Annotated in this window: 24 protein-coding genes and 1 riboswitch; of the genes, 16 read left to right on the forward strand and 8 right to left on the reverse strand. The window is 41.8% G+C overall.

Annotation, left to right across the window (positions count from 1 at the left end):
* Positions 1–8 precede the first annotated feature (8 nt).
* The gene (locus ASU00_RS03610; protein WP_057912070.1) at positions 9–479 is read right to left on the reverse strand and encodes a DUF1450 domain-containing protein; all 471 of its coding nucleotides are present in this window, start codon (positions 477–479) and stop codon (positions 9–11) included.
* A 122-nt stretch (positions 480–601) separates the two neighbouring features.
* Here ASU00_RS03610 and ASU00_RS03615 point away from each other — a divergent pair, with 122 nt between their 5' ends.
* From ASU00_RS03615 to ASU00_RS03635, 5 genes are all read left to right on the forward strand, one after another.
* Positions 602–1,552: an ABC transporter permease gene (locus tag ASU00_RS03615; protein ID WP_057912071.1), complete on the forward strand. Its 951-nt coding sequence runs from the start codon at positions 602–604 to the stop codon at positions 1,550–1,552.
* Complete coding sequence (locus tag ASU00_RS03620; protein ID WP_057912072.1) at positions 1,545–2,492, forward strand: iron chelate uptake ABC transporter family permease subunit; 948 nt, start codon at positions 1,545–1,547, stop codon at positions 2,490–2,492. The genes ASU00_RS03615 and ASU00_RS03620 overlap by 8 nt, the downstream gene beginning before the upstream one ends.
* On the forward strand, positions 2,486–3,244 hold the full coding sequence (locus ASU00_RS03625) for an iron ABC transporter ATP-binding protein (RefSeq protein WP_057912073.1): 759 nt from the start codon (positions 2,486–2,488) through the stop codon (positions 3,242–3,244). Before ASU00_RS03620 ends, ASU00_RS03625 begins: the two co-directional genes overlap by 7 nt.
* Before the next feature lie 207 nt (positions 3,245–3,451).
* On the forward strand, positions 3,452–4,396 hold the full coding sequence (locus tag ASU00_RS03630; RefSeq protein WP_201786268.1) for a siderophore ABC transporter substrate-binding protein: 945 nt from the start codon (positions 3,452–3,454) through the stop codon (positions 4,394–4,396).
* A 1,007-nt stretch (positions 4,397–5,403) separates the two neighbouring features.
* The gene (locus ASU00_RS03635; protein WP_057912075.1) at positions 5,404–7,371 is read left to right on the forward strand and encodes an LTA synthase family protein; all 1,968 of its coding nucleotides are present in this window, start codon (positions 5,404–5,406) and stop codon (positions 7,369–7,371) included.
* Positions 7,372–7,429: 58 nt separating this feature from the next.
* Here the strand turns inward: ASU00_RS03635 and ASU00_RS03640 are convergent, their stop codons facing one another.
* Positions 7,430–8,050 carry an RraA family protein gene (locus ASU00_RS03640; protein ID WP_057912076.1) on the reverse strand — a complete coding sequence of 207 codons (621 nt, stop codon included), beginning with the start codon at positions 8,048–8,050 and terminating at the stop codon, positions 7,430–7,432.
* 555 nt (positions 8,051–8,605) lie between these two features.
* Positions 8,606–8,785, reverse strand: a complete 180-nt coding sequence (locus tag ASU00_RS03650; protein ID WP_057912078.1) for a hypothetical protein — start codon at positions 8,783–8,785, stop codon at positions 8,606–8,608.
* A 120-nt stretch (positions 8,786–8,905) separates the two neighbouring features.
* Here ASU00_RS03650 and ASU00_RS03655 point away from each other — a divergent pair, with 120 nt between their 5' ends.
* From ASU00_RS03655 to ASU00_RS03675, 5 genes are all read left to right on the forward strand, one after another.
* Positions 8,906–9,235, forward strand: coding sequence for a DUF948 domain-containing protein (locus ASU00_RS03655; RefSeq protein WP_057912079.1), 330 nt, complete (start codon positions 8,906–8,908; stop codon positions 9,233–9,235).
* Between the two features lie 505 nt (positions 9,236–9,740).
* The gene (locus ASU00_RS03660; protein WP_057912080.1) at positions 9,741–10,274 is read left to right on the forward strand and encodes a YhcN/YlaJ family sporulation lipoprotein; all 534 of its coding nucleotides are present in this window, start codon (positions 9,741–9,743) and stop codon (positions 10,272–10,274) included.
* A gap of 173 nt (positions 10,275–10,447) precedes the next feature.
* The gene (locus ASU00_RS03665; RefSeq protein WP_236712577.1) at positions 10,448–11,956 is read left to right on the forward strand and encodes a spore germination protein; all 1,509 of its coding nucleotides are present in this window, start codon (positions 10,448–10,450) and stop codon (positions 11,954–11,956) included.
* 23 nt (positions 11,957–11,979) lie between these two features.
* Entirely contained in the window at positions 11,980–13,080 is a 1,101-nt protein-coding gene (locus ASU00_RS03670) for a GerAB/ArcD/ProY family transporter (RefSeq protein ID WP_057912081.1), read from the forward strand.
* A complete protein-coding gene (locus ASU00_RS03675) occupies positions 13,077–14,159 on the forward strand; it encodes a Ger(x)C family spore germination protein (RefSeq protein WP_057912082.1) in 1,083 nt (360 codons plus the stop codon). The genes ASU00_RS03670 and ASU00_RS03675 overlap by 4 nt, the downstream gene beginning before the upstream one ends.
* A 165-nt stretch (positions 14,160–14,324) precedes the next feature.
* On the opposite strand, the gene ASU00_RS03680 is transcribed toward ASU00_RS03675, so the two are convergent.
* Both ASU00_RS03680 and ASU00_RS03685 read right to left on the reverse strand, forming a co-directional pair.
* Positions 14,325–15,776 carry an amino acid permease gene (locus ASU00_RS03680; protein WP_057912083.1) on the reverse strand — a complete coding sequence of 484 codons (1,452 nt, stop codon included), beginning with the start codon at positions 15,774–15,776 and terminating at the stop codon, positions 14,325–14,327.
* Positions 15,777–15,875: 99 nt separating this feature from the next.
* Positions 15,876–16,061, reverse strand: a riboswitch (Lysine riboswitch).
* Positions 16,062–16,253: 192 nt separating this feature from the next.
* Positions 16,254–17,216, reverse strand: coding sequence for a LacI family DNA-binding transcriptional regulator (locus ASU00_RS03685; protein WP_057912084.1), 963 nt, complete (start codon positions 17,214–17,216; stop codon positions 16,254–16,256).
* 573 nt (positions 17,217–17,789) lie between these two features.
* On the opposite strand from ASU00_RS03685, the gene ASU00_RS03690 reads away from it, so the two are divergent.
* The 5 genes from ASU00_RS03690 to ASU00_RS03710 all read left to right on the forward strand — a co-directional run bounded on the left by ASU00_RS03690 (position 17,790) and on the right by ASU00_RS03710 (position 22,606).
* Positions 17,790–18,707, forward strand: coding sequence for a metal ABC transporter solute-binding protein, Zn/Mn family (locus ASU00_RS03690; RefSeq protein WP_201786264.1), 918 nt, complete (start codon positions 17,790–17,792; stop codon positions 18,705–18,707).
* Positions 18,708–18,719: 12 nt separating this feature from the next.
* On the forward strand, positions 18,720–19,472 hold the full coding sequence (locus ASU00_RS03695) for a metal ABC transporter ATP-binding protein (RefSeq protein WP_057912086.1): 753 nt from the start codon (positions 18,720–18,722) through the stop codon (positions 19,470–19,472).
* Between the two features lie 10 nt (positions 19,473–19,482).
* The gene (locus ASU00_RS03700; protein ID WP_057912087.1) at positions 19,483–20,406 is read left to right on the forward strand and encodes a metal ABC transporter permease; all 924 of its coding nucleotides are present in this window, start codon (positions 19,483–19,485) and stop codon (positions 20,404–20,406) included.
* On the forward strand, positions 20,403–21,284 hold the full coding sequence (locus ASU00_RS03705) for a metal ABC transporter permease (RefSeq protein ID WP_057912088.1): 882 nt from the start codon (positions 20,403–20,405) through the stop codon (positions 21,282–21,284). The genes ASU00_RS03700 and ASU00_RS03705 overlap by 4 nt, the downstream gene beginning before the upstream one ends.
* Positions 21,285–21,433: 149 nt before the next feature.
* A complete protein-coding gene (locus ASU00_RS03710; RefSeq protein WP_057912089.1) occupies positions 21,434–22,606 on the forward strand; it encodes an FtsW/RodA/SpoVE family cell cycle protein in 1,173 nt (390 codons plus the stop codon).
* Positions 22,607–23,303: 697 nt separating this feature from the next.
* On the opposite strand, the gene ASU00_RS03715 is transcribed toward ASU00_RS03710, so the two are convergent.
* Both ASU00_RS03715 and ASU00_RS03720 read right to left on the reverse strand, forming a co-directional pair.
* Positions 23,304–23,639 (reverse strand): spore coat protein, encoded by a 336-nt coding sequence (locus ASU00_RS03715; protein ID WP_057912090.1) that lies wholly within the window; start codon positions 23,637–23,639, stop codon positions 23,304–23,306.
* 13 nt (positions 23,640–23,652) lie between these two features.
* The gene (locus ASU00_RS03720) at positions 23,653–23,931 is read right to left on the reverse strand and encodes a hypothetical protein (protein ID WP_169792902.1); all 279 of its coding nucleotides are present in this window, start codon (positions 23,929–23,931) and stop codon (positions 23,653–23,655) included.
* 150 nt (positions 23,932–24,081) lie between these two features.
* On the opposite strand from ASU00_RS03720, the gene ASU00_RS03725 reads away from it, so the two are divergent.
* Complete coding sequence (locus tag ASU00_RS03725) at positions 24,082–24,999, forward strand: proline dehydrogenase family protein (protein ID WP_057912092.1); 918 nt, start codon at positions 24,082–24,084, stop codon at positions 24,997–24,999.
* A 41-nt stretch (positions 25,000–25,040) separates the two neighbouring features.
* On the opposite strand, the gene ASU00_RS24320 is transcribed toward ASU00_RS03725, so the two are convergent.
* The gene (locus ASU00_RS24320) at positions 25,041–25,175 is read right to left on the reverse strand and encodes a YuzL family protein (protein WP_082630140.1); all 135 of its coding nucleotides are present in this window, start codon (positions 25,173–25,175) and stop codon (positions 25,041–25,043) included.
* Between the last annotated feature and the right edge of the window lie 32 nt (positions 25,176–25,207).

A 25,207-nucleotide genomic window follows, 5' to 3' on the forward strand; every position in this document is an offset into this window, starting at 1 on the left:
ATCCGCATTTATTTTAGAGCTTCCTGCAATTGTTTCAAAAGGTCATGTGAATCCTTCCCACGCATAATCTGGTTGTTCACTTTTGCGTAGGGCGTATCCTGACAAAGCTTACATTCGCTTAAGCATTCATATTCCTTATATTGAATCCTTGGATTAGCTAAAAACGTCCCGAAATCAGCAACTGTTTGTTCCTTAAGGAAGCGGTCAAGATTATTTTGGCAAAATTCAATCTGGACTTTATCCTTTTTGGTGAATATTTTGGAAAGGAAGGTTTTCATCTTATCGCTTCTTTCATTAGAAGAGTAAATTTTTGTTATTTTGATTTTATCACGTCCACAAGACAATTGCATGGATGGATTATCCAAATTCATTACAATAGAACTAGCATTAATTAATATAAGTAATTGCTTTGTATATATTGACACATATCCAAGAAGTGATAGAATAAGGATGAAGTTGATAATGAAAATCATTATCATACATATCATGCCCCTATGGATCAACGGTGAATAAGAGACTGATTAATAGTCTTTATTCATATATTTTTAATTAAAAATATTATCGCTGTCTTTACTGAGATAAGGAAGAGTAGGAAATGTAGATGAAAATAAGATATTTAGTTATTGCTTTAGTCATTTTGTCCTTTACTTCATTATTCATTGGCGTGAAGGATATCAGCCCCCTCGATTTATTGGACTTAACCGACGATAAAGTGCAAATCATGGTTCAAAGCCGTTTTCCTAGAATGGTGACGATAATCATTGCCGGAGTGGTGATGAGCATAAGCGGACTGATCATGCAGCAGTTGAGCCGCAATAAGTTTGTATCTCCGACGACTGCAGGAACCATGGATTCTGCAAGGCTTGGCCTTTTACTTGCCCTTATCATTTTTCCCTCAGCCGCCCTTATCGAGAAAATGGCATTCGCTTTCCTATTCGCTTTGGCAGGGACCTTCTTGTTCATGAAAATACTTGATCAAGTGAAATACAAGGATACGATTTTCATTCCATTGGTTGGGCTGATGTTTGGCAATATCGTCGGTTCGATCTCGACATTCTTCGCTTATAAATATGACTTGATCCAAAGCCTCAACACTTGGATGAATGGTGACTTCTCGATGATCATGTCGGGTAGGTACGAACTTATCTATGTTAGTATCCCGTTGGTCATTCTCGCCTACTTCTTTGCCAATAAATTCACTGTGGCAGGTATGGGTGAGGAATTTGCCATCAACCTGGGACTCAATTATAAATTCGTCGTCAATTTCGGCTTGGTCATCGTGGCCTTATCCTCGACAGTCGTTTTGCTGACGGTGGGGACCATACCTTTCATAGGATTGATCGTACCGAATATTGTATCCCTCTATCTTGGTGATGATTTGAAAAAGAGTCTTTCTCATACAGCATTGCTAGGGGCCGTTTTCCTATTGATCTGCGATATCCTCGGCAGGATTATCATATATCCATTTGAAATCCCGATCGGTCTTGTGGTGGGTGTGATAGGAAGCGCCGTATTCATCTATCTGATAATGAGGAGAAAGGCATATGAATAATAAACGTAGAATCATGATGTTAGCCGTCCTTGCAGCGATTTTGACGGCAGGGTATATCTTTTGGGATCTTGGTCCGAATTGGGATTATGCACTTCCGAGAAGAATCATAAAAATCATCGCCATCATCGTCGTAGGCTGTGCGATCGCCTTTTCAACCGTGATATTCCAGACGGTCACGAATAATAAAATCCTGACACCAAGCATTTTGGGATTGGACTCCATGTACATGCTGATTCAAACGGGAGTGATTTTCCTCTTCGGTTCAACGCATATTCTGATACTGAATAAAAATCTCAATTTCCTGGTGACGCTGACTGCGATGCTTATATTTTCCAGTTTGCTGTTCAAGTTCATGTTCAAGAAGAACCGCAATATTTACTTCTTATTGCTTATCGGTATCATCTTCGGGACACTATTCGGCAGTATGTCTTCATTCATGCAAGTGCTGATTGACCCGAATGAATTTCAGATCATCCAAAATAAAATGTTTGCCAGCTTCAATAATGTCAATACCGACCTGTTAACCTTAGCCATCATCCTCATGATAGCGGTAATGATCTATTTCATGAGATTTTTGAAGTATTTGGACGTCATGTCCCTCGGGAGGGACCAAGCCGTAAACTTAGGTGTCGATTATGATTTTGTCACAAAACGGGTTTTGATCGCAGTTACGATCTTGATCTCCATTTCTACCGCCCTGATCGGCCCAATCACGTTCCTCGGATTGCTTGTAGCCAATGTGGCTTATCAATTCATTAAATCGTATCAGCATAAACATATCATCCCGGGGGCGATGCTGATCAGTGTGATTGCCTTGGTCGGCGGTCAATTCATCGTAGAGAGGATCTTTACGTTTTCCACCACCTTAAGTGTCATCATTAACTTCATTGGCGGAGTTTATTTCATCTATCTTCTATTAAAGGAGAATAAATCATGGTAGAAGTGAGGAATTTATTCAAAAAATATAATAATAAGACGGTTGTCGAGGACGTTTCCCTTGAAATTGTGAAAGGGAAAATCACCTCCTTCATCGGTCCCAATGGAGCGGGGAAAAGTACCGTCCTTTCGATGATCAGCCGGCTCATTACCCGGGATTCAGGAGAAGTCCTGATTGATGGTAAGGATATGGTGAAATTCAAAAGCAATGAGCTTGCGAAGAAAATCGCCATCTTAAAGCAGGCGAACCATATCAATATCCGTTTAACGATTCGTGAACTCGTCGCCTTTGGCCGGTTCCCTTATTCACAAGGAAAACTGACGAAAGAGGATTGGAGCTATGTCGATGAAGCGATTGAATATATGGAGCTTGCCGACATGCAGGAAAAATTCCTTGACCAGCTTAGCGGCGGGCAGCAGCAACGGGCATTCATTGCCATGGTAATCGCACAGAACACGGAGTATGTCCTTCTTGACGAACCTTTGAACAATTTGGATATGAAGCATTCCGTCCAAATCATGAAGGTGTTAAGGCGATTGGCAGATGACCTGGGAAAGACGGTCATCATCGTCATCCATGATATTAATTTTGCTTCCTGCTATTCAGACTATATCGTCGCATTGAAGGACGGGAAGGTCGTTCATAATGGACCTACCGAACAAGTCATCGATTCCGTTGTATTGAAGGAAATCTACGATATGGACATTGAAATCCAAACCATTAACGACAAGAAGATTTGCGTGTACTTTACGTAAGTACCCATCCAATTGGTTTTCAATTACTTAGTAATCGCAGCCGTTCCAGGAGCACTTCGCACATTTCTTTGGCTGTATGGAGTTGGCGGGCGCCCAAGATTATAGCTGACTCCTGTTTTCAGGGAGAAATGGCGATGGTGATTTTCGGATGGCGAGGATTCGATTTGTAATTTTAAATAAAAAAAATTTTTCGAGGTGACCAAAATGATAAAGAAATTATCAGTATTGCTTTTAATTGCCATGCTTGCTGTAGTGGCTGTAGCTTGTGGATCAGATAAGGAAAAAGAAGAATCAGGTGCGAAAAAGGAAACTGCTAAAAACGAAGAAATTACGGTTAAGCACCAATTAGGCGAAACGAAAGTGAAAATCAACCCTAAAAAAGTTGTGGTATTCGATATGGGGGCCCTTGATACACTTGATAAATTAGGTGTGGAAGTAGCGGCTGTCCCTCATGATGGACTTCCGAAATACCTTTCTAAATATGAAGGCAAAACGGAGAATGCAGGCGGGTTAAAGGAACCTGACTTCGAAAAAATCAATGAACTGGCTCCGGACCTAATCCTGATTTCAGGTCGTCAATCAGAAGCATATAAAGAACTAAGCAAAATTGCCCCTACAGTCTACGTAGGTGTTGATACAACAAAGTATATGGAATCCTTTAAAGAAAATGTAACGCTTTTGGGCAAAATCTTCAGTAAAGAAGACGAAGCAGCTAAAGAACTGGCAACTGTCGAAGAAAACATTGATGCGTTGAAAGAAAATGTTCCAGCTGACAAAAAAGGCTTAATCGTACTTGCAAACGGAGGTAAAGTAAGTGCATACGGCCCGGATTCGAGATTCGGAATCATCCATGATGTATTCGGAGTACCTGCTGTCGATGATAAATTGGAAGTATCTACACATGGTCAAAGCGTTTCTTTCGAATATATTGCAGAAAAGGATCCGGACTACTTATTCGTTGTGGACAGAGATGCAGTTGTCGGTGATGGCGCTGCCGCAAAAGAAACGGTGGAAAATGATATCGTGAAAAATACGAAAGCATTTAAAGAAGATCATATCATTTATCTTGACCCTAACTACTGGTACCTATCCGGAGGCGGACTGGAATCGGTTGAAGAGATGGTAAAAGAAATTTCTGAAGGCATTAAGTAAATAATAGCTGTCCTGTCCTCGATTGAGGGCAGGTTTTTTTTTATTTTATTAATAAATCTGAATGAGATTATATATATTTAATGAAGGAGATGGAGGAATTACATGTATCGTAGAAGGGAAACATACGGTCATTACCATCCGAATTGGGCGAATGGACAAGGTTTATGCATACGTAAATGGCTGTGAAAAAAAAGTTTCTTCCTATTATAATGTAAAAATGAAAAGATAACCGATGTATGTACCTTTCTTGCATAAATCCAGGCAGGTTGGTAAATCAACCCTATGATGGGTTGAAAAAGTGATTCGTGAAATTTTGGTGACATTTATGCTTTATATAATAAAAAGTTAAGCGAATTGATCTTTTCTAGCATGATGTCGAAATGAGGCGAAGGGCAAAGAAAAAAGCTTTTAGGACATTTGTTAAACAATGGTACAACTTCTTAACAAAGACAGAGATGAAAAACAGATGGATATGGCGCTGATTGCTCCAAAATAGAATTAAAAGGCAGGGGGAAGCGATGCCTCGGTTAATGGCCAAGTAGATTTTCATCTGTCGATTCATCGGGAAAGATAAGCATGGACAATCTAATGATATTCAAAAACAAAAGATTTGTATCTTTACATATTTTGTAATGTACTGGTGTTTTTATAAAGAGTCGTTTATAATAGTAAAAGCCTGAAGGAGTGAAACGGAATTGTGACAGTCATCCAAACTCCCTGAAAAAGTTACGGTGATATTTATTGGAATATGACCAGGGAATCTTATATATTTGTTATAGTTGTGCTGAACTATTCATGACGGGTGAAACGCTGTTATTTTTTCTAAGGCTTGTTCATAAGCTAAAGAAGTGTTCTAAAAAGATAGCAATTGGATTTGACAAAAAGTGGTTTGTCATAACCTTGACTATCTGAGTGAAAGGATGCTATCATAAGTTCTGCGATTTTCCGTCTCGATCAGTATGTAAAAATTTATATAAATAAACCACTAGATTAATAGAGGTGAAAGCATGAATAATTTTCTTAAAAAAAGCCGGCATTTATTTGCAAATAACATACTAGGCTTTTTCTTTATTGCAGTAGTTCTGTTTTGGATAAAAACATATATTGGATATCGGATCGAATTTAACTTAGGTCTTGAAAACGGCCTGCAACAGTTCCTGCTTTTCATAAACCCGATTAGTTCAGCCGTTTTATTCTTCGGCTTGGCACTATTGGCGAAGGGCAAAAAATCGTTTAAATGGATCATCAGGCTAAACTTATTGATGTCTTTATGGTTGTTCTTCAATATCGTATATTACCGTTCATTCACTGATTTCATCACGTTGCCAACTTTGACGCAAGTTCAAAATGCAGGGGACTTGGGCCCAAGTGTTTGGGCACTATTTAAAGGACATGATGTATTTTACTTTATTGATACGGTCCTGTTGATCGTTCTGTACAGGTTCAAAAAGTTTAAAGTGGAAGACTTCAGGCTCAAACGCCGTACGATCGCAATGGTTTATCTGGCGGGACTAGCGATTTTCGCCATCAATTTAGGACTTGCTGAAAAGGATCGTCCGCAATTACTATCAAGAACATTCGACCGCAACTATATTGTCAAATATTTGGGCATGTATAACTATACGGTCTATGATGCTGTTCAAAATACTAAAACATACGCTCAGCGTGCAACTGCAAATAGTACGGATATCGCAGAGGTCGTCAACTATACGAAGGCAACAAGCGCTGAACCGAATCCTAAGTATTTTGGCAAAGCTGAAGGTAAGAACGTCATCTACCTGCATTTGGAGTCAATGCAGAATTTCCTGATCGATTATAAATTGAATGGAGAAGAAGTAACTCCATTTTTAAACTCACTGGCACATGATAATTCAGATTTCATGTACTTTGATAATTTCTTCCATCAAGTAGGTCAGGGGAAAACAGCGGATGCTGAATTCATGCTTGAAAATTCCCTGTTCGGTTTACCACAGGGGGCGGCGTTCACAACCCAAGCCCAAAATACGTATCAAGCGGCACCAGCCATTTTGGGGCAAAAAGGGTATACTTCTGCCGTTTTCCATGGTAATTATAAATCCTTCTGGAACCGGGATAAGATGTATAAATCTCTAGGCTTCAATCAGTTCTTCGATGCAAACCATTATAATATGGAAAACAAAGAAGAAGTGCTTAGTTACGGTTTGATGGATAAGCCTTTCTTCAAGGAATCAATTCCGATGTTAGAAACGCTTAAACAGCCTTTCTATTCAAAATTCATAACGGTTTCCCATCACTTCCCATATGCGATGGATCAGGAAAAAGCGACAATCGGCAAGCTAAATACTGGCGATGCATCGGTTGATAATTACTTCCAAACTGCTCGCTATGCCGATGAAGCACTAAGAGAGTTCTTCGTTTATCTGAAGAAATCAGGCCTATATGATAATTCCGTAATCGTGATGTATGGTGATCACTATGGCATTTCCGAAAACCATACGGATGCCATGTCACAAGTGCTTGGTAAGGAAGTTGGCGCATTTGAGAATGCCCAATTACAGCGTGTACCATTATTGATTCATGCTCCAGGAGTCAAAGGCGGGGAAATGCACCAATACGGTGGTCAAATTGACCTTCTCCCTACTTTATTGCATCTACTAGGAGTTGAATCCAAGGAATACGTACAATTCGGTTCTGATTTATTGTCCAAGGATCATAACCAAGTAGTACCTTTCAGGAATGGTGACTTCGTAACACCAAATGTCACTTCCATCAAAGGGAAATACTATGATACGAAAACAGGCGAATTGGTCGAGGAAAATCAAGACATTCTCAATAATAAAAAGAGAGTCGAAACGATGCTCAATTTATCCGACCAGGTCGTGAACGGGGATTTACTCCGTTTCTACACGCCGAATGGCTTTAAAAAGATTGACCCAGCTGATTATGATTACACATATGAACCAGATGAATCAAAAGAACCCGTAACCGATAAATAAAGCAGTACAAAAAACAGGCAGGAAGCCATCGCATCCTGCCTGTTTTTTTATGTCGATATCATGCTTTATTACTCATCATCGCTATATACTTTCTTATTTCTTCAGGCTTGCCTGCATACTTTTCGGCCCGTTGTTCATCCTTTATGATTTTATCTTCTGCCTGTAAGAGGATTTCTTTTCCCCTGGCTTGGGGAACGACCACGACCCCGTCTACATCCCCAACGATGATATCACCAGGAAATACAGAAACCCCGCCACAGGAAATCGGGACATTCGTTTCTCCAACCCCTGCCTTGCCACTTGAGGCAACGGTACTCCCTTTACAGAATACAGGGAACTTCAGGTCTTTAATCGCCTTAAGATCACGAATGACCCCATCCACTACAAGCGCACCAATTTCCATCGTCTGCATCATGCCGACAACAAAGTCTCCCGCGATCGCCCGGTATGTATCCCCTTTGCAATCAACGACTATAATATCTCCAGGGTTTGCCTCTCCGATCGCCTTTAAAACGGCCGAATTATCCCCGACAGGCACCCGTACCGTCAAAGCCCGTCCAGCAAAACGGTATCCTTCATCCAAAGGCTTAATTGCTGAATCGAGATTGCTCATCCCCCCCATAACATCCGAAATGGCCGTTGTGGGCAAATCCCTGAACTGTTGAATAAGCGGATCCATGAATAAGATTCCTCCTTGAAAATACATAATATAGCTTCATTATACACAATTTTTATAATTTTCCATTTACTATTTGGGGAAATTCAACGCAGTACGGAAGCTGCCAGCGTATATCGACAAAATAGGATAATATATTTAATTGGGGAATGGTTCATTTAGCCTGCATTTTTTATAAAATTGTTAACACCATTTGTTTTTGATACCTATATTGTATCTATTAGTGGTATATCCGTCTTAATCTCATCTGAGAATATTGTAGGAAAAAGGGGAGGGGTATGAAAATAATTTCAAAGTATACGAATGACGGAATTGGGATTTATTTTAAACAAAATTCAAAATGGACGTTCGTAAGAATTCACTTTTACGAACTTTTAAATGGGGAATGGTTGGGGGGAAAGCTGCTATGTAAGGCAAATTTCTGTTTAATCAATCGTTTGATTAAACTTTTTTGCGTGGTTATCTTTTGGCTCCTAAGCTTTTAACTGGCTGAAGGTCGTTATGTTGCTTACGGCAGCCAGTGGGATTTTTCCTGATAGCGGTGTTTATGAACATGCGTCAAAGCAGGATCAATACGAGGACGGAGGCTGCAAGGGTTATCCAAATCGGACTTAAAATTTCTGGATGAATGATCAAAAAGATGATTCCTGCTATTGCGGCAGCCTGCTGGATGGTTATATGTCTAATGAAGTCCACCCCAGCTTTAAGGCAGGCTTTTAGTAGCGGCATCTGATTCATGTCCATTCCTCCTTTTTCTTTTCATAATATGACCAGGCATACAAGAAAATACATCGTAAATCGTTTTCTGCCTAGGATTAAGGGTATAGTAGAGATAAAAGTAAGAAGGAGGAATCATAGGTGGTCATTGTTTATATCAGTCTTGCCCTCTTTATCGGAGCCCTTATTTATTTAGCTTTTTTTGCTTTCAAAACCTTCAAGGATTCGAAGCCGACAATCGAAAATGTGAATGAAACGGTAACGCGCATTCAAGCAAAAACGGATCAAATCAAATCCGAGACGGACCAACTCTCCATGACACAAAAGGAAATCACTGAAGATGTTCAGTATAAAAAAGAGGCTGTCCAATATACAGTCGATGCCGCAAAACAAACACCGGAACCATTCAAGAATATATGGTATACGATAAAAGGCGATAAGCTCAGCATTCGAAAAAGAAGTGATGGGTAACCCTTTATCACTTTCACGAGTGGAAGAAAGAATGGGAAAAGCAACTTAAAGGAGATGCTGTCTGTATTTTGCAGACGGTGTCTTTTTTTGTTCCAATTTAAGGGAATAGGTTAATATAACTAATTCAAAGTGTATTGGAACGGACTAAGTACAAATCCTCCAAAACTATGGGCAATGGAAGTCTATCTTCATTTTTCACGCAAAGGGGACTGAAAAGATATAAGCCTAATCCTCCCATACTGTAGGCATGAGAGTTCTATCTACGTATCAATACAAAGTGGAATGAAACGGAAGGCGGCGACACTCCTGCGGGAAATGCGTGTCTACGTGAGACCCCGCAGGCTGAAAGCCGAGGAGGCTCAAAGACCGCCCGCGGAAAGGGAGCGCCTGCAGTGCAATGAAACGGTTTAATTTAAATTAACACTCTCCATCAGTCAGTTTTTCTGCATAATTTAGCCCCTCCTTGCAAATAGTAACGTTAAACTTTTTCGAGAGGGGTGTAAGGATGAATTATAAAGCGATAATATCAAGTGCGATGGTGGCATTGGTGATAACGGGTTGTAATACCAATGATAAAGAAGGAGCCAATGAGAATCTTGGCATGAATCGTACGAACGATAATAATTATCAAAATCCGATGAATGTTAGCGACACTAGGCAAAATGTGAATAACATGCAAAATAATAATAATGTTAATGATGTAAACGATATGAGGGTATCCGATGATATCTCCAATCGCGTCGAGGCGCTGAAGGACGTAAAGAGCGCCAGGGTCATTGTGACGGATCATCATGCCTATGTAGCGGCTGTACTGAATGACGGCGGAGCTAAAGACATCTCGAATGACCTGAAGGACAAAGTGGCAGATGCCGTAAGAGGAGCCGATTCATCAGTCGATAAGGTTTATGTGTCGACGAATCCAGACTTTGTTCAAAGAATGGATGGGTATGCGAATGACATTCAAAATGGAAAACCTGTTGCAGGATTCGCTGATGAATTCCGTGAGCTTGTAACTCGAATTTTCCCAAGCTCAAGGTAATATAAGTCATACACAATGGCCTATCTGGGACTTCATGCTTCTTAAAGCATGTTATCCAGTTAGGCCTTTTTCTTAATCAAGCAGCTTTTTCAGTAGCGGTTAGTCGTGAGTAACATTAAAGAGAGTGGTTACAATAATTGGGTGAACTTAATACTAGGTGGCAGGTGAGTATAGTGAGATTTTTTAAGGGCATGAAGGGAAAGGACGCAGCAGCTTCTCAATGTACGTCTAATGATTTTCAGGATTTGTTTAAAAAGTTCGAAGCATCCAAGGACTTCCTCACCTTTCAATTCCCGGATGAAGATGGCTATACCATTTCCTACTTTAATTCATTAGTTAATGCTCAACAGGTTCATGAACAAGTATTGGCTGTCCTCTCTACTCATCAAAAAAAGCCACTTCAACAATTAAAAGGCGACATCACGATGGAAGATATAAAAGAGACAAAGGATATTAAGGTCATTCAAAGGTTAATATTGTCAGGGTCAATCATGATTCAGTACAAAACAGGTGATGAAACTTGCTTGCTGATACCATGTGCTCTAGATGTGAAAAGGAAAACCTCCATACCCGAGTCTGAATATACGGTCGCAGGTCCCAAGGAAGCCTTTGTTGAATCGCTTGATACGAATTTGAACCTGATCCGCAATCGGTTACCTATCCCTGATTTGCAGGCGAAGGAATTCCGGGTAGGGAGCATCTCGCAAACAAGGTTAGTCGTGCTCTATATAGATGGCATCGTTAATCAACAGATTGTTGATACAGTCACGCAAAGAATCGGTGATATAGAATATGACACGATCGTCGATATTTCGTTTGTGGGACAGATGATCACGGATAATCGTAATTCGATGTTTCCACAGTTGATTGATACAGAGCGGCCTGATCACCTGGCTTCGGTATTATCTGAAGGGAAAATAGGGATCATGCTTGATGGATCGCCTCATGCATTGGTAGGTCCCAACACCATCATTTCGTTCTTTTCATCATTTGAAGATTATTTTCAAATTTGGAACCTTGGTACATCGTTTCGGTTGATCCGTCTTTTCGCCGTTTTATTTTCCATTTTCTCATCGCCACTGTATGTTGCCGTGATTACCTATCATTATCAGGTGATCCCGACCAATCTTTTGCCTTTATTAATATCATCAAGGGGAGTGATCCCTTTTCCGCCGATTTTGGAGGCGATCGTGCTTGAAGGAACGATTGAACTTCTGAGGGAAGCTGCAGTCAGGCTTCCTGCCAAGGTTGGCTCCACCATCGGTATTGTAGGCGGTATCGTCATTGGTACGGCTGCAGTGGAAGCGGGGTTTGTCAGCAATGTCTTGTTAATGCTCGTTGCCCTGGCAGCTCTTGCCTCTTTTACGATGCCGATTTACCAAATCAGTAATACGATTCGCCTGATCCGTTTCCCTTTTCTGCTGGCGGCCCAATTATACGGTTTGTTTGGATTAGCTTTATGCAGTGCATTCATTTTATGTCATTTATTGAAGTTGAAGTCACTCGGAAGCCCATATATGGAGCCGCTTTACCCGATGCGATTTGATGACTTTAAAGATAGCTTAATTCGCCTGCCTTTTTCAAAGCAAATAAAACGGCCAAGGTTTTTGCGAACGGAAAATCCTATACGGATAAAGAAAAAGGCAGAAACTCAAAACACCCAAAGTGATATCGATGAATAAGGCGAAGAAAGCGGTGAAAAGGTATGGAAGTAAAGCCAAATGAAACGAAACAAATATCAGCATTTTTTGTTTTTTTCCTCATGCCTGGCATGCAGATCGGAGTGGGGATTTTAGGATTTGAACAGGTCATAGCGAAAGAGGCCGGGCATGACGCTTGGATATCAGTCATAATTTCAGGATTAATCATAAATGCTTTTATTTGGATGTGCTACAAGCTTTTAGGCCGGGGTCCAAATACGTTTGATTTGGTCGCCATCCATCAAGATTTGTTTGGTAAATGGATAGGAAATACTTTCAACATTCTATTCATACTCTACTTTATCATTATTTCCATCACTATAATCAGGACTTATATAGAAGTCATTCAGGTTTGGATGTTCCCTGGGATCAACGTCCTGATGCTGCTGACCATCATTCTCGTTCTCGTGTATAGCTTTGTTACGGGAGGGTTTAGGGTGCTTACCGGTTTTAGCTTGATCGGACTTGTCATTGTGGCGCCATTATTCCTTTTGATTTTTTTTCCATTGAAGCACGCTCACTTTGGAAATTTAGGTCCTGTACTTGATCATTCCTTTTTGGAGATTATGGTGGCTTGTAAGAAAATGACTTTGAATTATGTTGGTTTTGAATTGCTGCTGATTTATTATCCGTTCATAAAAAAGCGTGAACTTTCTCAAAAATGGGCACAGTTCGGTGTCCTTTTTACAATGTCGATCTATTTAGTTTCGATGATAGTATCAACAGCCTATTATCATCAAGAACAGCTGAAAGGCTTGATATGGGCAACTTTGACATTTTGGAAAGTTGTCGATCTCCCATTCGTTGAAAGGTTCGAATATGTAGGTATCACCTTATGGCTGTTCAAGGTGTTACCAAATATATGCCTAGGGGTCTGGGCGGCAAGCAGAACAATGAAAAGAGTATTTGGAGTGAAGCAAAAAAAGATGGTTGTGTTCATCTTATCTGTCATATTAGTGTCTGGTCTTCTCTTGGATACCCACAATGAGATCTATTGGTTCAATACGCTTGTTTCCCGGATAGGCTTTTTTATCATTTTTTTATACATTCCCTTCATATTCATTTGGCAGTCGATTGTCTATAAAGTAAGGAGTCATAAACCATGAAAGTCAAAATGCTTTTGATTGCATTAGGCTGCTTCTTTTTGACAGCGTGCGGTGTGGAAAAACAAATTTTAGAAGATATTTTAATTGCGGAAATCGTTGGTTATGATGATGTCGGTGACAATAAAATCAAAGGTACGGTCGTTGTCAGCGTTCCTCAGCCAGGAAAAGAAGGAAATATTAAAAAAGAAGTATATGAAGCGGTCTCCCATGATGTTAAGGCCGCTCGACAGCAGGAAAATGCAGAAACACCATTTCCTGTTGTCGGCGGGCGACTTACTGTCATTTTCTATGGTGATATATTGGCGCGTAAAGGGCTGAATGATTACGTAGATACATACCGGCGTGATCCAATCGTCGGAAGGGATCTGTATTTAGCAATCGTTCATGGAAAAGCGGAGGATCTTGTTAAAATGGAGACGAAGTTAATCAAGACCCCAGGGGTTCAAGTCAATGAGTTGATTAAACAAAATATTAGGACTAATTTGCCTCAGGTCGATTTGCATACGTACTTATATGCTTGTCATGGTAAAGGAATCGATCCGACTCTGCCTTTAATGGAGGTAGCGGATGGACGTATACGGATAAAAGGAATCGCTTTGTTTAAAAAGGACAAGTATATTGATAAATATATACCTTATGAGGATGGCTTTTTATACAAAGTGCTTAATGAAAATTTTAAACTTGGGAGTTATGAAATTAAATGGAGTGATAAGAATTCTACAGATATCAGTAACATCAAATCACGTGTACATTATGATATAACCTCAGCAAATCAAGACCCCAAGGTCAGGATTGATGTGAAAATAAAAGCGAGTCTGCTCGAAGTTCAAGGGTATGACTTAAGTAAACCGGTCGACGTGAACAAAATAGAGGCTAAAGCGGAACGCATCCTCGGTAAAAAGTTGGATGAGATGGTGACCATGTTTCAGGAAAACAATATAGATCCGATTGCCCTGGGAGATTTCGCTAAAAGTAAAACTAGAAACTTCAACCGAAAGCATTGGGAGAAGGAGTATCCTCATATGCCCATTGATGTGAATTTGGATATTGAATTGGTTCAAACGGGGATCGTTGAATAATATAAGATATTGATGAGATACCTGCTTTCATACTTAGAGTAATGGATGGTCCTTGGAGGTCCATTCACGGTTAGGCGCGAGAAGGCTCATCGGTGATTACCCTGATCATAAATGATGAAAGGACCTAGTCTCCTTAACTGGAGGAGACTAGGTCCTTTTTGTGAATTATTTCGTTTTAAGATCACATTCTTCAAGCGGAATGATTTTCGTTTTATGCTTCCATTTATACCCGAACCATAGGACGAAGAATAAAATCAAGCCGATGTAGGACACGAACATCGAATTCCAGTCGATCCCGTCGCTTGAGAAAGCTTGGTAGCCTTGGCCAATGATAATGATGATGCATAGGACAAGTGCGAAGATGGGGCCGAATGGGAAGCCCTTGGCCCTGTATGGCAGTGCATTCAAGTCAAGCCCTTGAGCGGTATAGGCTTTGCGGAACCGATAGTGGGCGATCGCAATCCCGACCCATGTGACGAAGCCGGCCATACCAGAAGCATTCAATAACCAGATATACACGACGCCATCCCCGAAAAATGAAGCGAGGAATGCAAGACAGCCAACCAAAGCAGTGACGATAAGTGCGTTTACCGGAACTCCACGTTTATCCAACTTGCCAAGGAACTTCGGCGCTTTCCCATCACGTGCCAAGTCCCAGAGCATACGGGTTGAGGCATACATGCCAGAGTTACCGGCAGAGAGCACTGATGACAAAATAATGGCGTTCATGATGGAGGCGGCAAAGGCTAGACCGGCACGCTCGAATACAAGCGTGAAAGGACTGACGGCAACATCCTCACTCAGCAGACGTGAATCCGTAAACGGAATGATCATGCCAATTACAAAAATGGCAAGAATGTAGAATAAGATAATGCGCCAGAAAACCGACCTGATCGCTTTTGGGATATTTTTTTCCGGGTCTTCGCTTTCACCGGCCGTCACTCCAAGCAATTCCGTTCCTTGGAATGAAAAACCGGCGGCCATGAATACGCCTAGAATCGTAAAGAAGCCTCCGTTGAAGGGACCTTCTCCCATCGTGAAGTTGGAAAAACCGATTGGATCCTTCCCACCCATGATTCCAAGAATGATCAGAACACCTGTGATTAGGAAAATTACCACTGTCACGACCTTGATCATCGCAAACCAGAATTCTGCTTCGCCAAAACCTTTAACCGACATGTAATTGATAAGGAACATTGTGATTAGTGCAATGGCGCTCCAAATGAAGGATGGTGTATCAGGAAACCAGAATTTCATGATCAAGACAACGGCTGCCAACTCGGCGGCAATGGTGATTGCCCAGTTATACCAGTAGTTCCATCCGATGGCAAAACCGAAGGATGGATCGACGAACTTGGATGCATAGACACGGAACGAACCGGCCACTGGCATGAATGCTGCCATTTCTGCGAGACTTGTCATTAAGTAATAAACCATGACGCCGATGACGGCATACGCCACCAGGGCACCGCCGGGACCAGCCGAGTGGATGGCACCGCCGCTTGCTAAAAATAAACCTGTTCCAATCGTTCCACCTAATGAAATCATCATTAAGTGCCGCGCTTTCAGGGTCCTTTTCAATTCAGTAGGACTTGAAGTTGTTTGTGAGTTTGCCAATTGATGTTACACTCCTTTTTAATTGGAAGGATACGGAAAAAACAAAAAAACAGCAGTCGAAAAAGATCGACGGCTGTTTATAATAAACCCGTTTATCCTTCCGAAGATAGCTCCCCACGCTTTTAGAAAAAAACGTGACAGTGATGTTCCTGTTCGGCAACACCGCCAGCGAGAATATACTTGGAATATACCCTAACTTCGGCAACTTACCCTTTCTAACGGAGTCGTAAATTTTCCAGAATCTCGTCCGTAATACTTTTGTAAGCTGCAGCCTCTAACTCATCGGTAAATGAGGAAGTATTCAATTTGAATGAATCGTTGCGTCTCTATTAGAAGGCGCCGTACGATTTTTTTTTTTACTCAAGCATGTTAATAGAATGCTAGTGAATGAGTAAACTTTACTATATCGAAATTATAAAATAATCTCAAAGATATAGCAATGGTTAATTTAGGTGGTGGTTTTTTCCTACTACAGCATTAAACACTCTTTCTTTTAATAAGGGTGTAGTCCAGCTTCACATGCTTGATGACTTCAGGTTTCTCAAATAGCTCGACTGCCATTTTTCCAATCCACTCCAGCGGCAAGGAAATCGTCGAGATATCGAGTAGTTCACTGAGGCTATCATTATTGAAGCCTAAGATGGCTACATCTTCAGGCACTTTTATGCCGCATTTATTGGCGGTAAGGATGAAGCCGGCAGCCGTGTCATCATTTGTGATGATGATTGCCTCCGGTTTGTTTTGCAGTGAATTCCATTCCTGAAACAAAGTGACACCGTCCTTAATATGGTAACTGCCCTCGAATAGCCATTCTGGATTGTTTATAAGCTGATGTTTTTTCATGATGTCGTTGAAGGCCTTGGCTCGAAGAAAACTGTTTCTGCTTTTTTTACGGCCGAGGCTGTACCCAATCTTCTTATATCCTTTGGCGATCACGTATTCAAGTGCACAGGAAAAAGCGGCATAATGGTCGATGCTGATGGATGATAATTCAGCCTGAGCTGTATCCTCACATAAGATAATCGGGCCGTATGTTTGATAATTCAAGAGGACTTTCATTTCCGAAATCCGTGAGCAAACGATAATGCCATCAAGTTGCTTCATTTGCAGCATATTCAAAGCCTGGATCTCTTTTTCTCTTTCATAATGGGTTTCAAAGATGACGATATGGCAGCCTATTGCGTTAGCCTGCTTCGTTATTCCGTGCACGATTGCCCCGTAATAGGGATGATTGGTGAACGGAATGATAATGCCGAGAAGATTCGTTTTGCCCTTCGAAAGATGAATGGCATTGATATTTCTAGAATAATTCAAGCGGTCGATGGCTTGTAAGACGCTTTCTCTTTTATCAGGGCTTACATACGGATGATTATTCAATACACGAGACACAGTAGAGACGGAGACACCCGCAAATTGGGCAATTTCTTTAATATTTGTCATGAGATTCACCGTTTTTCTTTTTTTTATATTGTACCGTATGAAACCAGTTTCAGAGCAAGGAAGCGGACGAAGGCTACTGGAAATTTTTACGGAATGGTTCTTGTTCTGGTATGGGTTTCATCCTTTAAGATTGGTGTAAGTCTTAATTGAGGGGGAAAACATGATGGTCCAAACTTTAATCTGCCTGATCGCACTTTGCGGTATCGAATTGGGATTGGCTTACTTGGCAATATCTTTGAAGCCGGAAAAATGACCGGTACTTCTCCGCGTTTACTCGTGAAAAAACTCCGATAGTTTATATTCACCATAACTACTCCACAATATAAATAGAACATCATCGTTACGTTTTTTTTTTACAAACAATAGAAATAACTAACTGTCCGAAAGCTCTGTAGTAGGGGTTTTCGGACAGTTTTTTTTGCTGTGTGTTTTTTCAATTGTTAGAAAAAAAGTTGCACTTCTTTTAAAAGATTGTGTATAGTATAAAATAAGTTGTGTAGAGGAAACTTTTTAGCATGTACGACAATGTAAAAAATACAATTGGTTAGAGAGATGAAAAAGGAGGGGATAGGGATGGGTTTTCTAAAATCCATTGGGGGAGTGCTTGCTGCATTGCTGATTTTAACGGGATGCGGCAATGATGCGGCCGAAAAGGATAACGGCAAGCTGAATGTCGTTGCAACAACGGGAATGATTGGGGATTTGGTTGAGAATATCGGCGGTAAACATGTCGAGGTTACCAGTTTAATGGGACCTGGAGTCGACCCTCATCTATATAAAGCGACGCAGGGCGATGTGAAGACACTGGATTCGGCTGATATGATTTTTTATAACGGTATGCATCTTGAAGGGAAAATGACGGATATCTTTGAGATGATGGGCAAGGATAAACCGACCATTGCCGTAACGGAGGATTTCAAGGAGGAACAACTTCGTAAAGTGAGTGCAAAGGAACATGATCCGCACGTATGGTTCGATGTAAAGCTCTGGATCGTTGCGGCGGAGTCAGTGAAGATGGAGCTAGTCGCGAATGATCCAGATCATGAAGCGGAATTTCTTCATAATTACGAAGAGTATGTGTTGCAGTTGAAGGAACTTGATCAATATGTTCAAGCTGAAATAAACAAAATCCCGGAAGACCAACGGGTGCTCGTTACAGCACATGATGCGTTCGGTTACTACGGCGAGTCATATGGCTTGGATGTTAGAGGGCTTCAAGGGGTCAATACATTATCGGAATATGGATCAAAAGATGTGACGGATATGCGGAAATATCTTGTGGAAAACAAAATAAAAGCGATTTTCATAGAGTCGAGCGTGCCGAAAAAGGCTATCGAGGCTGTCATTCAAGGAGCTGGGAAGCAGGGGCACGAGGTGAAAATCGGCGGTGAATTATTCTCTGATGCGATGGGGGAAAAAGGGACTGAGGAAGGAACATATATCGGGATGGTCCGTCATAATACAGACACGATCGTCCATGCTTTGAAATAAGGGGGAGAACAAATGGAAGTGGCTTTGAAGGTCGAGAATTTAACGATTGCATATCATAAGAAACCGGTTGTCGAAGAAGTCTCATTCGAGGTGCCGGAAGGGAACTTAATCGGTATCATAGGCCCCAATGGAGCAGGGAAGTCGACCTTGATAAAAGGCATACTCGAATTGATTCCGAAGATATCGGGGGAAATCACAATAAAGGGATCTACGTATAAATCGATGAGGAAGAGCATCGGCTATGTGCCGCAGCGGGAATCGGTGGATTGGGATTTTCCAACCAACGCGCTCGATGTCGTGATGATGGGCAGATACGGCCACCTTGGCTGGCTGAAGCGACCGGGCAAGGCTGAAAGGCTGAAGGCGATGGAATGCTTGGATAAGGTGGGGATGGTGGATTACGCGAATCGCCAGATCAGTCAGCTATCGGGCGGACAGCAGCAACGGATTTTCCTGGCTCGTGCATTGGCCCAGGAAGCGGATATATATTTTATGGATGAACCGTTCGTTGGCGTGGATGCAGCAACCGAGAAGGCGATCATCCAATTGCTGATGGAACTGAAGGAAAAAGGCAAGACCGTTCTTGTTGTGCACCATGATTTATCGACCGTTAAGGAATATTTCGACTGGACGATGCTACTGAACAAAAAGGTCATGAAAATAGGTCCGACAGAAGAAGTATTCATTCCTGAATACTTGCAGGAAACCTACGGAGGCCGCTTGGCGATATTATCAGACACGAAGTCCGGCCTTTTATTAAAATGAGGTGTACACGATGAATATACTGGATATCATTTCAGACCCAAATACAAGGTGGATCTTGCTCGGGACGATGTTCCTCGGATTAAGCAGTGGGGTCATCGGCAGTTTTGCCTACCTCAGAAAGCAGTCCTTGCTTGGCGACACGCTCGCGCATGCAGCGTTACCGGGAATTTGCGTCGCTTTTATCTTAACCGGGGTGAAGTCCACTTCCTTCTTTCTAATTGGAGCGGCGCTGGCAGGTTTAGTGGCTGTATTCTTGATCAGCGTGCTCACGAGATACAGTAAGATCAAGCAGGATGCGGCCTTGGGAATTGTTTTATCTTCCTTCTTTGGTTTCGGAATCGTCATGCTTACGCAAATCCAGCAAAGTGAATATGGAAACCAGAGTGGCCTGGATACGTTTCTATTCGGGCAGACGGCGTCAATGGTCATGTCGGATGTATATATGATGATGACGGTTTCCTTTGTACTCATTTTCACTTGTACATTATTTTTCAAAGAATTCAAGTTGCTTTCCTTTGACCCGGGTTTTGCCAAGGGGATGGGACTTCCGGTCGGCATCCTCGATTATTTCATCATGATGCTGATCGTGGCAGCTGTCGTAATCGGTATTCAAGCCGTCGGTGTCGTATTGATGGCATCTCTACTGATCACGCCTGCGGTTTCTGCGAGATACTGGACAGAACGGCTGCATGTCATGGTCATCCTGTCCGGTATATTCGGAATGCTGAGTGGTGTGTCAGGTACATTGATCAGTACGTCCGTGAATGATTTGCCAACAGGACCGCTGATCGTTTTATCGGCGACAGTATGGTTTTTCTTTTCCATGCTTTTTGCACCTAAACGTGGAGTGCTTTCATCTGTGTGGAGAAGGGTATCTTTGAAAAAGAATTATTCCCTCGAACAGGATAAAAGGAAAGGGAGACATACATCATGAATGATTTTTGGATTATGTTAGTCGGAGCATTGGTAGCGAGTTCCTGCAGCGTTCTAGGTTGTTTTTTGATCGTGAGGAAAATGACATTAATAGGGGATGCCATCAGTCATTCCGTGTTACCTGGTATCGTCTTGGCCTTTTTAATAACCGGGACCCGTGACTCGGTCCCCATGCTGATAGGGGCAGCGGCGCTAGGGTTGCTTACAGTATTCCTGATCCAGCTTTTCCAATCGTCCGGCGTTCAATCCGACGCTGCAATCGGCATCGTCTTCACCTCCCTTTTTGCAACGGGAATCGTGCTGGTGAGCTTGTATACACAACAAATAGACTTTGATTTGGAGCATGTCCTTTATGGCGAAATTGCTTATACTCCCTGGAACACGATGACAATTGGCGGAATCGAGGCCGGTCCAAAGGCCGTTTGGATAGTCGGAGCTTGCTTCATCCTGAACCTCTTCCTGCTTTTCCTTTTCTTCAAACAGTTTAAGCTTGTCTCCTTCGACCCGGCACTTGCGGCTGCAATGGGGATTCCTGTCTTATTGTTTCATTACTTATTGATGAGCCTCATTTCATTGACCACCGTAGCTTCATTTGATAGTGTAGGTTCGATTTTAGTGGTGGGTATGCTCATCATCCCTGCGGCGACGGCATATCTTTTGTCAGATCGTTTAAGCGGAATGATTGTGGTCAGTATCGTGGTCGGAGTGTTAAGCTCCGTCACGGGCTACTATTCAGCTACCATAATGGATGCGTCCATATCCGGCTGCATGGTGGGATCGGCCGCTATATTATTCGGGTTGACCTTTCTCTTTTCCCCAAACCATGGATTGGTGAGCAGGTTCCTGAAACGAAGAAAGTCGAAGGTCATGCAATCTTAATTTCCCCAGCTGATAGGCTCCGTGCGGATTACTTGATTTGAGCCTGAAATCTATTCTTCGATATAGTTGTGATTTTATTAGTTTAAAGTATAATGAATAAGTGTATTTGAAGAAGTATGAGCAGGAGCCTTTTTAAGGGAGAGTTAAGTATGGAAGAACAGAATAAATTTTCATCTCGTATCGATTTTTCTTTGGTCACGATATTGCTGTTATTATGCGTTGGAAGCTGCTTAGCGATCTACAGTGCCCAAACGACTGGACAGTACACGGAAAACTTCTTAATTAAACAAATTTTTTGGTATATAGTAGGAATTGGAATCGTCTTAGGTTTTATCACGCTTGATTCAGATCAGTTAAAAAAAATATCCTGGTATGCTTATGGATTTGGATTGTTTTTACTGTTTTTGCTGATCATCATGCCAGAAAGCATCGTCCCAGAACGAAATGGTGCAAAAAGCTGGTTCATCATTCCAGGACTCGGTTCGATTCAGCCCTCGGAATTCATGAAGGTTTTCCTGATTTTAGCCTTGGCGAATGTCATCTCGAACCATCATCTGAAGAACACCTTGAAAACCATTCAAACGGACTTATGGCTGCTCATTAAAATCGGCATTGTGACGGGCGCGCCGCTCATGTTAATCATGCAACAGCCCGATTTGGGTACAGGACTTGTCATCATGTCCATCATGCTCGGCATGATTTTCATATCAGGGATATCCTGGAAAATCCTATTGCCTATCGTGTCTGGAGGACTTGTCGTCGCCTCCACGATCCTCTACTTTGTTCTTTGGAAGCCGGAGATCCTGGAAAAATACTTAAAGGTAAAAACGTATCAGTTTGGCCGGATTTACTCTTGGCTCGATCCATATAATTATTCAAGCGCGGAAGGGTTTCAATTAACGAAGTCCTTATTGGCCATCGGCTCGGGCCAGACTACTGGTAAGGGCGTAGGCTCGCGGGAAGTATATTTGCCCGAGAGCCATTCCGATTTCATTTTCAGTATCATCGGTGAAGAATTTGGTTTCATCGGGTCAAGCATCATCATTTCCCTGTTTTTCCTATTGATATATCACATCACTAAAACGGGAATGGATACGAAAAATAACTTCTATACATATATTTGTGTTGGTGTCATAAGCATGCTGACGTTTCACGTCTTCCAAAACATCGGCATGACAGTTGGCCTATTGCCGATTACAGGCATCCCGCTTCCATTCATCAGCTACGGGGGAAGCTCGCTAATGGGTAACATGATGGCCATGGGCTTGATATTCAGCATTCGATATCACTATAAGAAGTACATGTTTTCAACCGATATCTAAACACACGCACCCTTTTTATTGAAGGGTGTTTTTCTATGGCTAAAAAAGTGAGGAGACTCATAACTTATACAAGCGGAATTGCCGCTAATTTTTGGCATGATCGATTTGAATTGCAAGCATATTGAACGAATTTGGATCGTGTGCGCCACCGAATGTTGCTTTATTTACGAGCTCCGGAACGTTTATTCGTGAAATCAGGGAGTTTATTCGTGAGTTTGGCGGTTTTACTCGCAAATTTGGGATTTGCCGCTAATTATTGGCGTTATCAGTATGAACCGAAAGCATTTTGAACGAAATTGGAGCGTATGCGCCACCGAATGTTGCTTTATTTACGAGGTCCAAAACGTTTATTCGTGAGTTTGGCGGTTTTACTCGCAAATTTGGGAATTGCCACTAGTTTTTGGCGTTATCGGTATGAATTACAAGCATCCTGGACGAAATTAGAGCGTATGCGCCACCAAATGTTGCTTTATTTACGAGCTCCGGACGTTTATTCGTGAGTTTAGTGGTTTTATTCGTGAAATCGAGGAGTTTATTCGTGAGTTTGGCGGTTTTATTCGTGAAATCGAGGAGTTTATTCGTGAGTTTGGCGGTTTTACTCGTAAGTTTCGGAATTGCCTCAAAACATGGACAAAGTTAGGGAAGGCTTTGTTTGTAAAAAGGCAAAAGGAGCTGAGACCAGCTCCTGCAAGGGTGTTTATTGAATGTTGGAGCCGTATGGGAATTGGCTTTTATATCCTGAGAATTGCTGATAGGATTGGCTTAAGCTGTCAGTTTGCGCTTTTTCTAATCCGTACCAGCCTTTTTCGAACATTAGGTTATAGAGCTCGCGCTGCATTTCCTGGTTTTCTTTTGAAATGGAGAAAATGTCCTGGTATAACGCTTGGTTACTCATTTCGTGCAAGGCAACCGATAAGGAGTTACAGAAGTATTTTTCCGTAGTGAGCATATCATTTATAAAGTCCCTATCGTTCATTTGCGGGGTTTTTGCCACGGGAGTTTCTGGATTTTGGATTTTGTTTTGATTGGGCATCAAGAACCCTCCTTTATTGGAATTGTTGTTGACTCTGAGTTTGGTTTGGGTCCAAGTGATTCAAGATCGTATCGTAATGACGCTGATGCATGAGGCCGCAGCGATTTAATGCGTCGATGATTTGCGGATCTTTACATTGCGTGGCAAAAAAATGAGCTTTTTTGATTGCATTGAGATTCCATGAAAGCATATCGCTCAAGTATAAGCTGTCTTTTACCGATACCATTTCCGGCGGCTGCTTCATGAAGCCTGTGGACTGTTGTTGGCTGTTAAAAGAATTTTGCTGTTCCATCATTCTGCCTCCTTTAAATGTTCATTAAACGCCTTTAATTTTCCCTAACGGACATATTATATTCCTGCTTGTAAAGATCTGAAAATTTAATCAAATGATAAAATAAGCTTGTGCATCTATTTTCCAAAAAAATATTTGGAGGGGAAGCAGATGGAGCAAATGTTGAAGAATCTATTTTTATTTTTGTCCAAGAATAAAGGCATGACGAGGGCGGCGAAGAAATATGGACTTCGGTTTGGGGCATCCCGTTTCGTTGCCGGAGAGACTTTGGAGATGGCGTGTAAGGTCATTACGGATTTAAACAGGATGGGGCTTGCTGTAACCATTGATTATTTAGGTGAATTCATTGAGGATGAACAAGAAGCAAGGAAGATGGCAGATCAGTGTATAGAAGCGATTCGCATGATTGGCAGAAATAATCTCGATTCACAGCTTTCCTTGAAGTTGACCTCGATGGGCTTGGATGTGTCGGAGCGGGTCGTCATGGATAATATGCGGAGGATTTTGGAAGAGGCTAAAGTCCATCAGGTGTTTGTGACTCTTGATATGGAGGATTTTCCGCGTTGTCAGCCGACTTTGGATGTGTTCAAAACCTTAAGAGCTGAATATAATGAAGTGGGGACTGTCATTCAGGCTTATCTGTATCGCTCGGAAAAAGATATTGCTGAACTGGATGAGCTTCATCCGAATTTAAGGCTTGTTAAGGGAGCCTATAAAGAATCAGGGGAAGTGGCTTTTGCCGAGAAAAAAGCTGTCGATGATAATTTCAAGCAAATCATCAAGCAGCATGTATTGAATGGAAATTACACAGCGGTTGCCACACATGATGATAAAATCATCGATTATACGAAGGAACTGGTGAAAGACGAAGGAATCTCAGGTGATTCATTTGAATTTCAGATGTTATATGGCATCCGTAATGAAAAGCAGATTGAACTCGTCAAAGAAGGATACAAGGTAAGGGTCTATGTTCCATATGGTACGGATTGGTATGGATATTTCATGCGCCGCCTTGCGGAGAGACCTGCCAATATCGCTTTCGTGGTAAAAGGACTATTCAAGAAATAGAAAGCCGCCCCGGATAAGGGACGGCTGCTCAAATAAAACATTCATTTTTTGAATTGGTTGTTCTGGCTGTTCACTTTATTGATCCCATGTTGACGTTCACGGCCTGGGCCGGCATTGCCTTTGACGCTTGCTGCACTTACAGCCGCTTTGGAAGGATTATCTTTACGCTTCATTATATAAGTCACCTCCTGCCCGATTATTTTCTACT

Source organism: Peribacillus muralis (genome assembly GCF_001439925.1).
GTDB lineage: Bacteria > Bacillota > Bacilli > Bacillales > DSM-1321 > Peribacillus > Peribacillus muralis.